The 12,903-nt window shown below is 49.7% G+C and carries 9 protein-coding genes and 1 other RNA gene; 5 read left to right on the top strand and 5 right to left on the bottom strand.

Annotated features, from left to right (window positions below; translation table 11 throughout):
- Positions 1-503: 503 nt before the first annotated feature.
- The 5 genes from METBU_RS0106090 to METBU_RS0106070 form a co-directional block, all read right to left on the bottom strand.
- The gene (locus tag METBU_RS0106090; protein ID WP_017839782.1) at positions 504-3,554 is read right to left on the bottom strand and encodes an efflux RND transporter permease subunit; all 3,051 of its coding nucleotides are present in this window, start codon (positions 3,552-3,554) and stop codon (positions 504-506) included.
- A gap of 11 nt (positions 3,555-3,565) precedes the next feature.
- Positions 3,566-4,687, bottom strand: coding sequence for an efflux RND transporter periplasmic adaptor subunit (locus METBU_RS0106085; RefSeq protein ID WP_083877646.1), 1,122 nt, complete (start codon positions 4,685-4,687; stop codon positions 3,566-3,568).
- 246 nt (positions 4,688-4,933) lie between these two features.
- Positions 4,934-6,211 carry a TolC family protein gene (locus METBU_RS0106080; protein ID WP_017839780.1) on the bottom strand — a complete coding sequence of 426 codons (1,278 nt, stop codon included), beginning with the start codon at positions 6,209-6,211 and terminating at the stop codon, positions 4,934-4,936.
- A complete protein-coding gene (locus METBU_RS0106075) occupies positions 6,198-6,812 on the bottom strand; it encodes a TetR/AcrR family transcriptional regulator (RefSeq protein ID WP_017839779.1) in 615 nt (204 codons plus the stop codon). Before METBU_RS0106075 ends, METBU_RS0106080 begins: the two co-directional genes overlap by 14 nt.
- 279 nt (positions 6,813-7,091) lie before the next feature.
- The gene (locus tag METBU_RS0106070) at positions 7,092-7,739 is read right to left on the bottom strand and encodes a response regulator transcription factor (RefSeq protein WP_017839778.1); all 648 of its coding nucleotides are present in this window, start codon (positions 7,737-7,739) and stop codon (positions 7,092-7,094) included.
- Between the two features lie 841 nt (positions 7,740-8,580).
- On the opposite strand from METBU_RS0106070, the gene METBU_RS0106060 reads away from it, so the two are divergent.
- The 5 genes from METBU_RS0106060 to METBU_RS0106045 all read left to right on the top strand — a co-directional run bounded on the left by METBU_RS0106060 (position 8,581) and on the right by METBU_RS0106045 (position 12,902).
- Entirely contained in the window at positions 8,581-9,924 is a 1,344-nt protein-coding gene (locus METBU_RS0106060; RefSeq protein ID WP_017839776.1) for an ATP-binding protein, read from the top strand.
- A 104-nt stretch (positions 9,925-10,028) separates the two neighbouring features.
- Positions 10,029-10,364 carry a hypothetical protein gene (locus METBU_RS0106055; protein WP_017839775.1) on the top strand — a complete coding sequence of 112 codons (336 nt, stop codon included), beginning with the start codon at positions 10,029-10,031 and terminating at the stop codon, positions 10,362-10,364.
- Positions 10,365-10,815: 451 nt separating this feature from the next.
- An RNA gene (gene ffs, locus METBU_RS25925) (signal recognition particle sRNA small type) lies at positions 10,816-10,912 on the top strand.
- 41 nt (positions 10,913-10,953) lie between these two features.
- Entirely contained in the window at positions 10,954-12,582 is a 1,629-nt protein-coding gene (dnaX, locus tag METBU_RS0106050) for a DNA polymerase III subunit gamma/tau (RefSeq protein WP_017839774.1), read from the top strand.
- Positions 12,579-12,902 (top strand): YbaB/EbfC family nucleoid-associated protein, encoded by a 324-nt coding sequence (locus METBU_RS0106045; RefSeq protein ID WP_017839773.1) that lies wholly within the window; start codon positions 12,579-12,581, stop codon positions 12,900-12,902. The genes dnaX and METBU_RS0106045 overlap by 4 nt, the downstream gene beginning before the upstream one ends.
- Position 12,903: the final 1 nt, after the last annotated feature.

The following is a 12,903-nucleotide window of genomic DNA, read 5'->3' as shown; positions in this document are numbered from 1 at the left end:
CAAAGGCTTCCCGTCGCTGTGGGAGCGACGCCTTCGTCGCGATGTCGAGGCCGGCGTCGTTCAAGTTGTCGTTGTCCTTTTTCGAAGTCTGTAACGTTTAGGCGTTTTTTTCGGGGCTTTGGCGTTGCGACTTCGATACCGTTGTGCGTTTTTCGGTCGTATCGAGTTCGACGATCGCGATCAGGGGATCGCTCCTACAAAGGCTTCCCGTCGCTGTGGGAGCGACGCCTTCGTCGCGATGTCGAGGCCGGCGTCGTTCAAGTTGTCGTTGTCCTTTTTCGAAGTCTGTAACGTTTAGCCGTTTTTTTCGGGGCTTTGGCGTTGCGACTTCGATACCGTTGTGCGGTTTTCGGTCGTATCGACTTCGACGATCGCGATCAGGGGATCGCTCCCACAAAGGCTTTCAGTCGCTGTAGGAGCGATGCCTTCGTCGCGATGTCGAGGCCGGCGTCGTTCAAGTTGCCGTTGTCCATTTTCGAAGTCTGTAACCGTCCCGCAGAGAGCTATTTCGCCGCAGCTTCGGCTTTTACCCCAAAAAACAACGCATACAACACCGGCACGGCGATCAGGGTCAACACAGTCGCGAAGGCCAGTCCTCCCATGATCGTGACCGCCATGCTGGCAAAAAAGGCATCGGTTAACAATGGGATCATACCGAGTATCGTCGTGCCGGCGGCAAGGAATACCGGGCGTAGACGGCTAACGCCGGCGTCGACGATCGCGGCATGGCCGTGTTTACCTTCGTCGATTTGCGCGTCGATTTCGTCGACCAGCACGATCGCATTTTTCATTAGCATGCCGGACAGGCTCAACAGACCGAGTAGGGCCATGAAGCTGAACGGCTGATTGGAAATCAGCAGACCGATCACGACGCCGCAGACCGACATCGGCACGACCAGCCAGATGATCAGCGGTTGACGCACTTTGCCGAACAACAAAATACTGATGACTAGCATGACGACGAAGCCGACCGGTATCTGGGCGTTGAGCGCGGTTTGTGCGTCGGTCGAGCTTTCGTATTCGCCGCCCCATTCGAAACGATAACCGGACGGTAGCGGAATGGCTTCGATTTGCGCGCGGATGCGGCGGAAGGCTTGATCGGCGGTCAGTTCCGGTAACGGGTCGGCCTGCGCGATCAATGTACGCACCCGGTTGCGCCGGTGTATTAAGGTATCCTCGCTGACCGTTTCGAAATGTTCGGCGATTTGCGCGATCGGGATATAAGATTGGTCGGCATTGCTCCAAACCAAGCGGTCGCGCAATTGTTTGGCATCGCGCCGCTCGGCATCCGGCGGGCGAACGACGATGGGGATTTGTTTGTCGTCCTCGCGGTAAGTACCGGCTTGGATGCCGGTGCTGGCGAATTGCAGGGCCTGCGCCAAGTCGCTCAAACCGATGCCGGCAATACGCGCGCGTTCGGGACTATAGACAGGTTTCATCACCAGTTCCTTTTGCCGCCAATTCGTGCGCAGATCGATGAGATTGCCGTCGGCGCGCATGATATCCAAAGCTTCGTTGCCGAGCCGGCGCAGCACGGCGGAGTCGGGACCTGAAAAACGCGCTTCGATTTTCGCGCCGCCGCCGGGACCGAACATCAGTCGTTCGGTGCGGATTTCGGCATTGGGATAGGCGGCGTTCAGTTCGTTTTTCAATTCCGCGGCCAAGGCGGGAATGGGGTCGAGATTTTCTGTACGGACAATAAACAGTCCATAGGAGCTGTTCGGTTGTTCCGGCGCGTAAGTCAGCATATAGCGGCTGGCGCCGCGGCCGATGAAGCTTGCCACTGACACAACGTCCGGTTTGGCGCGGATAATTGCGTCGATTTCGCCGATATCGCGTTCGGTCGAGCGGATATCGCTGCCTTGCGGCAGTTGATAATGAATGTAGAACAACGGCGTGTTGGCGTCGGGAAAAAAGGCTTGCTTGACCATGCCGAAACCGGCGAAGCAGGCCGCAGTCAACAGGACCATGATCAAAGCGGTCAAGGCTCTGGCTTTTAAGGTAGCGGTTAGCGTTTTGCGGTAGGCTTGATAGACCCACGCACGGTAGGGGTCCTCACCGGTTTGCTCGACTTTCAAGAATAAATGACCGAACAAAGGAGTTACCGTGATCGCTAAGATCCAGCTTAACAGCAGCGACATCCCGATTACCGCAAACAGCGAAAACAAAAATTCACCGGTGACGTCCGGCGACAGCCCTATGCCGGAAAAGGCCATGATGCCGATCACGGTCGCGCCGAGCAGCGGCAGTTGCGTGCGTTTGACCGATATGGTCGCGGCGTCCTTGCCGTTCATGCCGTGCTGCATGTTAATCAGCATGCCTTCGGCAACCACGATCGCGTTATCGACCAGCATGCCCATCGCGATAATCAACGCGCCGAGCGAAATGCGCTCCATATCGATATGAAAAACACGCATCAAGAACACCGTACCGAGCACGGTTAGCAGCAGCGTCGCGCCGACTATCAAACCGACGCGCCAGCCCATCATTAGGCACAGCGACAGAATCACGATCGAGACCGATACGATTAGATTGACGATGAAGTCATCGATCGATTGGTCAACGACTTTGTGTTGCTCGTAAATCGGATGAATCTCGATCCCTAAAGGAATGCGCGGCGCCAGTTCGGCCAGGCGCGCCTCGACCGCCTGGCCGATCGTGACGATGTTGGCGTCGGTGACGCCAGAAATCGCCAACGTAAAGGCCGGCATGCCGTTGAAGTGCACGAGATGGTCCGGGATTTCGGTCGGTTCGCGGCGGATCTCGGCAAGATCGATCAAGCTGATTTGTTCCGTGCTTCCGGGACGACCGATGCGCAACGCTTCGATCGCGGAGACTGAATCGAAGCCGGCGGAAGTGGTAATGCGGATGCGCCGGTCGTCGATCGTGACCGCGCCGGCATCGGCGATCCTGTTTTCCGAAGAAATGGTATTTAAGACCTGAGCCATCGGTAGCCCGAAACGCGCGAGCCTGGCATTCGATACCTCGACATAGATGGTTTCGGTGCGCATGCCGGCGGTTTCGACTTTTGCTACATTGGTCACGGTCAGCAGCTCGCGGCGTAAAAATTTAGCCAGATCTAAGATTTCCCGATCCGAAAATCCCGGTGCGGTGATTGCATAAAAAATACCGAATACATCGCCGAAGTCGTCGTTGACGGTCGATGGGTTCGCGCCTTCCGGCAAGGTTTTTTGAGCATCGCCGACTTTGCGCCTCAGCTCGTCCCAGACCTGCGGCATCGTATTGCCATCGTAGGTGTCCTTGATTTCGACTTCGATTTCGGAAATGCCGGGTTTGGATCGCGAGGTGATGTGTTTGATTTGCGGTAATTGTTGAATCGCCGATTCCAAGGGTTCCGTGACTTCCAGTTCGACCTCTTCGGCCGTCGCGCCAGGATACGGCGTAATGACTAAGGCTTGTTTAATGGTAAAGGCAGGGTCTTCGAGGCGCCCGACCGTGGATAGGCCCCACAGGCCTCCGATCAGGCAAGTCAGGATGATCAGCCAGGTATTGACCGGGCGTTCGATGGCCGCGCGTGCGATATCGATAGACATGGCGATAGTCCTTAAAATCCGGTAAAAAGGCGTACCGTCATGCCGTCATGCAGCAAATGTCCGCCGGCCGTGATGATATGTTCACCGCCGCTCAAGCCTGATAATACCGGTACGCGGCTGGCGGCGACGGCGCCGATTTCGATAACGTGCGGCGAGACGGTTTCGGTCTGCGTATCAAATAGCCAAACTCGGGTCTTTCCATGTTCATCGGTATCGATCGCAGAGAGCGGGATCGTGATTTCGGTCGATCCGTTGACGAAAGGGCTGCCGACCGAGACGCTGACGGTCATGCCCGGTAATATCTTCATATCGTGCGGGCGTTGCAATTCCAGTGTCACTTCGTAGGTCTGCGCGACCGCATCGGCTTCAGTGGCATGTTCCAGATAGCGTAGCGGCAGGCGTTTACCGGGCTGACCCGGAAACTCCGCCTCGATACTCATTGCGTCGGCAAGGCCGATTAGTCTGATTAGATCTTCCGGTACATTAATCTTGACGTGTAAAGCACTGACGTCCTGAAGCCTGACTACGGCTTGGTGCGGCGCAACATGGGTATGGATATCCAACAAACGGCGCGTAATTAACGCATCGAATGGTGCGGCGATACGGGCATACGATAGGTTACGGCGGGCATTGTCCAGTGCGACTTGGCGCAGTTTAAAGGCGGTTTCGGCTTCGTCCAGCATGATCTTCGGTATCGTATCCGAGGCCGCGAGATTGCGTTTGCGACCGAGATCGAGTTGTGCGAAGGCGTATTGTGTTTTGGCTTCTTGTTCGTTCAGTCGAAAATCGGTCGGATCGAGCGCAGCAATCAAGCCGCCCTTGGCAACCACGGTACCTTGTTGTACCGGCAATTCGGCCAGGCGTCCGCCGACTTGAAACGAGAGATCGACCGTTTTTAACGCGTCCACGCGGCCGACGAAGCGGCGTTGCGCAAGCGCCTCGGTAACCTTGACCGTTTCGATACGCACGGTGCGGACGATTTCTTGTTCAGGTTCTCCGTCGTTATTGCCGCAGGCGCTGAGCAACGCCGTGATAACAAGTAATAAAACCGCTTGTCCGGTCGATTTGGATTTCCCCATGTTACGATTCCTTTGCAAAGATAGGTAGAGTGTCAAGATAATGATTGTACTCATCGTAGATCAAAATTCGGCGCCGGGGGCCCGTCAAAGGACGCCGTGAATACATCCATGTAGGCAAAGCCTTTGCGATCGACATGGATGTCGTGAATGTCGATTTTGCATTACGCCATGGATGGCGTGTATTAGGGCAATGCAGGAGCAATTGCCGAGGAGCAAAAATCGACCGAGCACCCCGGCGCCTCCTTAGGCACTGCCGAAATTTGAAGTGCGAAAGGTATATTTCGAGATGCGTTGGGCGGATTACAAAATCCCGAGCGCACGGCGCAAATTCAATTTCGCCAACGCCGCATCGTAACGGGCATTATTGAAGTTGTTGTGCGTCGTGATTCTGAGTTCTTCGGCCTTCAGCACTTCGGTCTGCGTGGATAAGCCCTGCCGATAGCGTTCGCGGTTGACCCGCAAATTTTCATCGGCTTGGGCGATCGCTTGTTGGCTGACCTCGATACGCTTTTCGGTTTCCTGAATGTCCAGCCAGGCGCGCCGGACTTCAAGTCCGATCATGCTAGCCATGTCATCCCGCTGTGCCTGCAAGGCCAACGCCTGTCTGTTGAGCGATTGACTCTGATGGTGCGTGCCGCCGTCGAGTTTCCATTCCATGCCGACATTGACCATCCACATGCCTTCGAATGCCATGTAACGGTTTTCCTGGTATTGATAGCCGCCGTTGACAGCGACTTGCGGTAATAGGCCGGATTGAATGCTTCTGGCTTGTTCTTGCAAGGCGGTAATTTGGCTGTTTAATGCGTTAAGTTCAGGGCGTTGGGCGAGTGCCTCGGTGGATAATTCGTCCGGTGCGCCGTCGGGGGAACTCGGAAAGCGTTCTTCCAGTTCGACAGGGTCGTCGAGTCGGCGATTCAGTAACCGGTTGTATTGCGCTTTGGCGATATCAAGCCGATTGTCGTTTTGCACGACGAGTTGCCGGGCATTGGCGTATTCGACTTCGGCGGCTAGTCGGTCGTTTTTCGAAACCATGCCTTGGCTATGCAAGCGCTCAACATCGACGGCGTTAGCTTTCAGTGTTTCGGCGTGACTTTCCGTTACTTGCAGCGCGCTTTGCGCACGTAATACTGCCAGAAAGGCTTCGGCTATCTGTAATTTAATCGTCAATGCGGTTGCGACTTCATTCTGCTGTGTCGCCGATAGGGCGGCTTCGGCCGCATCGATACCATGACTGATGCGCCCGCTAGTGAAGATCGGAACCGACGCAATCACTTCGGCTTGGCCGCTACCGGCTTGTGACATCGGAAATTGTGCGGCTTGACCTTCGATCTCGGTTTTCGCGGCGGGGGTTTCGCTCAATTGAGTGTAGCCCCCTTTGATGTTGAGCGATGGCAAACGTTGATTTTGCGCCGAGTATAGTTGTTGTTCGGATGCCTCGGTATCGGCTTTGGCCGATTTAATTAGGTGATTTTGATTCAATGCATGTTCGAAAGCTTCTTCTAGTGTTTCGGCTTGAGCGCAAAAAACCGGCAATATTGCCAACAATGCGCTGTATTGTTTAATGCTAATTGGTCGCATTCAAAACACCTCGCAGGTAAAACTCAATAACTTGGTCGATCAAGAGACGTTTTTGTTCGGGGGAGGGCGGTGCACTGATGCCAAGCAAGCATTGAAAATGCAAATCGCCTTTGAGAAGGCTGAAAAAAGCATCGGCGGCAAATTCAATATCGGGAATATCGATGCGTCCGCCGGCTTTCAAGTTATCGAGATAACGCTCCAATTGAGTCAATGCTATTTTGGGAGCGCTGTCGTAAACGACTTCTCCCAACTCAGGAAAATCTCGGCATTCAGCGATTACGAGCCGATATATCGCCAAGGCTTCCTCGGTATAGATTAAATCGATGAATGCTTGGGCGATTTCACGAAGATTTTTTTTGATATCGTTCGAATCGGGGGTGATTTCGGCCATGGTGTCCAGTAAGGATCGGCATAATTCAAAAATGACCGCAGAAAAAAGCGCGTTTTTATTTTCGAAATATTGGTAGAGAGTCGCTTTGGAAACCGGTGCTTCTTTAGCGATTCTGTCCATGCTGACTTGATGGAAGCCATGTTTTATAAACATGCGTGTCGCGCCTTCGATGATGGCTTCTCGTTTAGGTTCGCAAGATTCCGATGACATAGATAGACTGAGCGATTGTTTGTTTGAGGCAATACTAAACTAAACGGTTTAGTTTTTAAAGAGGATATTATCCTAGAAAAGTATTTCACCATGAAGATCATGAAGAGTAAGAAGTTAACTCAATAACTTGTTACGAGTTATACCCGTCGTAGATCAAAATTCGGCGCCTCCTAAGGGACTGCCGAAATTTGACTAGCAAAGGGTATATTAATGCGAACATAGCCTAACTTGATGGCATTGACGCCAATGGATAGGCAAGGTTAGTTTCTTAAGCGTTTATTATGGCGAACTCATTTCTTTTAGAAATAATGCTAGATGTAGTCGGTCCTGTATTTCTAATTTATTGAAAATAGAGGTTAAATGGGCTTTGACCGTTCTTTCGGATATGTTGAGCTTGGCTGCGATTGCTTTGTTGCTTTCGCCGGTTTTGATAAGCTCGGCTACATCTAATTCGCGTTTAGAAAGCAGGGTTAATTTATTTTCAATGTCTTGTTGGTGATGTCGATTTTTTCTTAAGTCTCCACTTAACTCTGACAGCGCATTGATTAAGCGAGGGATTAAGTGTCTTTGTATCCAGATATCTCCTGTCAGAAGGTGGTTCGCAGCTTTCAGGAGTAATTGATCGACGGTATCCATTTCGCAGTAACCGGAGCATCCGGAAACCAGGGCTTCGATTTGATTGTCGTCGGACCAATTTTGACCTATGACAAGTACTTTAAGGTTTAATTGCGCTAGTGAAACTAAGGAGGAAAAACTCGAATCGAGAAGTTTCGCATCGATAACGACCAAGTTAACAGTATCGTGAGCGGTATTTTCAGAAACTTTGTTCAGATCATGCAAAACTTTGGTTTTATGTTCCTCGCTGAGGATGCTTGCCCAGCGTTCGGCTTGATTTGGAGTTTCGGATGAAATAATAATATGTGCCACTTTTGCCTGATTCCTTAATTAATCTCTGGCATAAGATTTGCCTACGTGTTGGCTCGAGCGTTTAGGAGCGCTTACGATCGGCTTGGATGCGTGGATTAATTTGTTTCGATTATACCTGCGAATGACGATATAGGGTACGAGTTACTCCCTTTATACTAAAAAAATGGTTTGCTTTATGAGGGTACGAGGTGGCTAGCGAGGATGTCGGCGGCAGGGCAGATTTTTGCTCCTGCAAAATCTGCATTCACGCCATCCTTGGCGTTCGAGCGCTGCCGTCAAGCCCCCATGGATGGGTTTACGGCGGTCCTCGATAGACATATCCCATGCCTTTTATTCTTAGACGGTTTTTCAATCATAAGGGAGTATGATTTCTTCATGCAATTCGATGGGTTAATTTTTTACTTTCTCAGTGGTCGGTAATCGGAACAAGTCATGTTCACAGAGATTGGGTAATATTTGTGAATATGACTTTTGAGTGAGAATAGGGGCGATAATGAGTTCCCAAAATACAAAATAATACCTAATTAATAAGTTTCTTCAGCTAAAGCATCTTGCTAATCAGGAAATAATATGCCCTGAACGACTATTTTCTTGATCAGAGGTGAAACTTCCGACTTCATGATCGTCAGAATAAACCTAGAAAAAGCGTTTTACCATGAGCGTCATGAAGAATAAGAAGTCAATTCAATAACTTGTTATACGTCTCTATAGAGCTTTCGTTCACCAAAAAGGTTAGCGAGAATGTTTTGGTAATTTATTGAAATCTTTCATGAGCTTCATGGTTGAACTGCCGAATTTAGGATAAAACCTTTCTTTTTGTCACTTACTACTGTGGTCTGCTTTGAATTCTAAATCGCTCAGTTTTCGTTTATTGGTTTCCGCCGGCGTCGTTTTGGCCTCGTTTTTTATATTGGTTGCCATTGTCTTGGAGCAAGGTTATCGAGAAAGCGCCGAGCAAACGCTCCGGGAAAACTTAAAAATTCAAGTTTACTCGCTGTTGTCGGCAGCTGAGCTGACTCGAGCCGGGCAAATCAAGATGCCCAAAGAGTTACGAGAGCCGCGCTTTTCTAATCCGGGTTCCGGCCTTTATGCTTGGATACAGCCGGTCGATGGGGATGTCGTGTGGTTTTCCCCTTCGGCAATCGGTTTGAATGCCTCTTCAGCACCGGAGATGGAGTCCGGTAAATTTGTATTTTTGCTCGACGAACAAGGTCGTTATGTTTTGCATTACAAAGTGATTTGGGAAAATCACCGAGGCAAGGAGCAAGAATATATTTTCAGCGTAGCCGAGGAAAGTTTGTTTGTCGCTAAGCAAGTCGATCGATTTAAAACTGCATTAGGTTCTTGGTTGTTGGCGATGGGCTTGATTTTAATTCTGATTCAATTTTTAGTTCTGCGCTGGGGTTTGAGTCCGCTTCGTTTGATCGTGAGAGATCTGGAAGCAATCGAGCGAGGAGAAAAGTCTTTACTTGATGGTAGTTATGCGACGGAATTGCGAGGATTGGCTAGAAACCTTAATGCATTGATCAGTAGCGAGCGGGCGCATCTTGAGCGTTATCGTAATACTTTGGCGGATTTGGCGCATAGTTTAAAAACGCCGCTAGCAATTCTAAGGGGGAGTATTGATTCGCCTGTGTTGAATAAAAAGACCGTGCATGATCAGATTTCTCGGATGGACGAAATCGTTGAATATCAACTTCAACGGGCCGCGGCTAAGGGCGAAAAAAAGATAACCGGCACGATGGATGCCTCTCTGGGAGTTGATAAAATTATTGCGTCAATGAAAAAAGTACATGCGGATAAACCGATTGTGTTCGAGATCAAAAAGCCCGATAAATTCAAGATTTATTGCGAACAAGGGGATTTTTACGAAATCGCCGGTAATTTGATCGACAATGCTTGTAAATGGTGTGATAAAAAAGTCAAGGTCAGTATTCTGAATAAAAATCAAATCAAGCAGGAAGGATTTTCGTTTTTATTGCAAATCGAAGACGACGGTCCGGGGATTCCTGTCGACCATCTGAACGATATTCTTAAACGGGGTGTCCGGGCCGATCAAAATACCGACGGGCATGGGATAGGCATGGCGGTGGTCAATGAAATTATCGATTTGTTGGGGGGGCAATTGTTGGGCGATAAAAGTCAAAGTCTGGGCGGCATGCGCTGGCAGGTTTATTTGCCGTAAAATTTATATGTGGTTTTCAGTTAATAATTTATACTGTTAGCGAAACTTCTTTAAACAATTTTTATGTTTTTTGGCTAAATTAATGCTTCTTCGGGGATGTATCCATGAGCGAACCTAAATTATCATTTCCTAATGAATTAACTGAAAATGACAATGAACCGGAATGGAGCGGCGGGGTTTACTCGAGACTTAAAAAAGAGCCGCAAATGAATTGGGATAAAAATCCGGTCGATATTACGGGGTTTTTAAAAAAAGAACCGTCCACATCGGCAGTTGAGGCCAAGTCGGTCGATTGGAAAGAATATGCTGTTCCTGAAATGAATGAAAAAGAAAAATTGCTGAACGAATTGTTGCTGGAAAAAGATAAAACCATTGCGGCTAAAGATGAAATTATCGATTTACAAAGGAAGTTGATCGAGCAATTGTTGAAAGACCGCTAAGTTTGCATCATTACCCTTCTTGGCGATAATGCTTTTTCGATAATTGAATGTGATGAAGGAATAAGGTGGCGAGACAAGTATACCATCGTAGATGAAAATTCGGCCTCGGGGTGCCCGTTAAAGGACGCCGTAAATACGTCCATGTAGGCTCTATGCCAGCTCCATGCTGGCAAAGCCTTTATGAACGCTATGGATGGCGTGAATGTCGATTTTGCATTACGCCACGGATGGCGTGTATTAGGGCAATGCAGGAGCAATTGCCGAGGAGCAAAAATCGACCTAGCACCCCGAGTCCTCCTCCGGCATTGCCGAAATTTGAAGTGCGAAAGGTATACATTGAATTTAGTTCGGCAAAGTAAAATAAATTCAAAATTACGGTTGAATTAAACGAATGATTCAAGGATAATGCTCGTTCTCAGCCAAGCAGGCTGTTAAGTAATTATGGTAACCGTGTCGGTCCTCCCGCAACGATACGCTGTAAACCCCGCCAGGCCCGGAAGGGAGCAACGGTAGCAGCAGATTCGTGTGCCGGGATGCGGCTGGCAAGGTTACCGCCCAATCTTAAAGTAACCTTCTCCCCGAGTCTGTAATGACTTACCAGGTTCTCGCCAGAAAATGGCGGCCTCATAATTTCTCCGAAATTGTTGGTCAAGAACATGTTGTCAAATCGCTGATCAATGCATTGCAACATGATCGTCTACATCATGCCTATTTATTCACCGGTACGCGCGGCGTGGGTAAAACCACGATAGCCCGAATTCTCGCCAAGGCCATCAACTGCGAAAACCTTCAAGGTCATAATCCTTGCGGCGAATGTAATGTCTGCACTCAACTCGACCAGGGCCGCTTTCTGGATTTAATCGAAGTCGATGCCGCTTCCCGAACCAAAGTCGAAGATACCCGAGATTTGCTCGAAAATGCGCAATATGCGCCGAATAGCGGTCGTTACAAAGTCTATCTGATCGACGAAGTCCATATGCTGTCGGGGCATAGCTTTAACGCCTTATTGAAAACGCTCGAAGAACCCCCTCCGCACGTCAAGTTTTTGCTGGCTACGACCGATCCCCATAAAATTCCGGTAACCGTACTATCCCGCTGCCTGCAGTTCAATTTGAAAAGAATGCTGCCGGAGCAGGTATTTAAGCAAATGGAATTTATTCTTCAGCAAGAAGGCATCGAGTCGGAATCGGCGGCGCTGAGATTGCTTGCGCGCGCGGCTGACGGGAGTATGCGCGACGGCTTGAGTTTGCTCGACCAAGCGATTGTTTACGGCAACGGTAAGGTTGGCCTCGACGATGTGTGTTTGATGCTTGGAACCATTGCACAACATCCCGTCAATGATTTGCTGACCGCCTTGGCGGCTGCCAATGCGCAGGAAATGCTTAAAGTGATAGGCGAAATGGCCGATTTGACTCCCGACTTCGGCGATGTATTGCAACAAATTTTGCAAGCGTTGCACAGGATCGCGCTTTATCAAGCAGTGCCTTCCTCGATCGAACACGAGTTCGATGCGGATATGATTGTCGAGTTGGCTAAACTTTTCAGCCCCGAGGATATTCAGCTTTATTATCAAATCGCATTGATCGGCCGGCGCGATTTGGATTTGGCTCCCGATCCTAAAAGCGGTTTTGAAATGGTCATGCTGAGAATGCTTGCTTTTAAGCCTTCCTCGTTGCAGACGCCAACTTCGTCGGTCCCGCAACCGGCAAACAGCGAGCCGGTAAAAAACACTACGAACAAATCCGTTGCATCGCTCAAGAGTACCGAACACACTATAAAACCGGTGGACGCTTTTGAGTCCGGTCCGTCCGGATCGGAAACAAGTCAGTGGGCTGACATGATAGCCGCAATGAGAATCGGCGGTATGACCCGCGAATTGGCGAATAATTGTGTGCTGCAAAGTATTGATGATAAAGTCTGTACATTGCTGCTGGACCCGGGACATAAGCAATTAAGCGGCGCCCGAACGGTAGAGAAATTACAAAAATCGTTGCAAGACTTTTGCGGTAAACCGATAAAGCTGAACATTATTACCGAGAAAGCCGAAGTCGATACGCCTGCGGTACAATTGCAAAAAGACCGTGAAGAATTGCAGCGTTCGGCGGTCGAGGCTATTGAAAACGACGAGACGGTACATGCGCTTAAAGAACGATTCGACGCAAGAATTTTGCCCGGAACGATAGAACCGGTCGCTCAACAAGATAGGAGAAACACATGAAAAATGCCTTAGGCTCATTAATGCAACAAGCCCAAAAAGTGCAGGAAGAATTGAAAAAAGCCCAGGAAGAACTTGCGCTGATGCAAGTGCAGGGCGAATCCGGCGGCGGCCTCGTAACAGTGGTGATGACCGGTAAACGGGAAGTGAGAAAAATCAGCATCGATGACTCGTTGGTCGGCGACGACAAGGATATGCTGGAAGATTTAGTGGCGGCAGCGATTAATGATGCAGTTCATAAAGTCGCTAAAATGAAGGAAGAAAAAATGTCCGCATTCACTTCCGGTTTTCCGATGCCTCCCGGTTTTCAAATGCCGTTCTGAT

The organism is Methylotuvimicrobium buryatense 5G, assembly GCF_000341735.1.
In the GTDB taxonomy this organism is placed as follows: domain Bacteria; phylum Pseudomonadota; class Gammaproteobacteria; order Methylococcales; family Methylomonadaceae; genus Methylotuvimicrobium; species Methylotuvimicrobium buryatense.
The sequence above is the reverse complement of the archived record's forward strand: the minus strand, read 5'-3'. Positions and strand labels throughout refer to the sequence as shown.

Coding starts and splice junctions, on each gene's coding strand:
- METBU_RS0106090 (WP_017839782.1), bottom strand. CDS start 3,554: ATGTCTATCGATATCGCACGCGCGGCCATCGAACGCCCGGTCAATACC.
- METBU_RS0106085 (WP_083877646.1), bottom strand. CDS start 4,687: ATGAGTACAATCATTATCTTGACACTCTACCTATCTTTGCAAAGGAAT.
- METBU_RS0106080 (WP_017839780.1), bottom strand. CDS start 6,211: ATGCGACCAATTAGCATTAAACAATACAGCGCATTGTTGGCAATATTG.
- METBU_RS0106075 (WP_017839779.1), bottom strand. CDS start 6,812: ATGTCATCGGAATCTTGCGAACCTAAACGAGAAGCCATCATCGAAGGC.
- METBU_RS0106055 (WP_017839775.1), top strand. CDS start 10,029: ATGAGCGAACCTAAATTATCATTTCCTAATGAATTAACTGAAAATGAC.
- dnaX (WP_017839774.1), top strand. CDS start 10,954: ATGACTTACCAGGTTCTCGCCAGAAAATGGCGGCCTCATAATTTCTCC.
- METBU_RS0106045 (WP_017839773.1), top strand. CDS start 12,579: ATGAAAAATGCCTTAGGCTCATTAATGCAACAAGCCCAAAAAGTGCAG.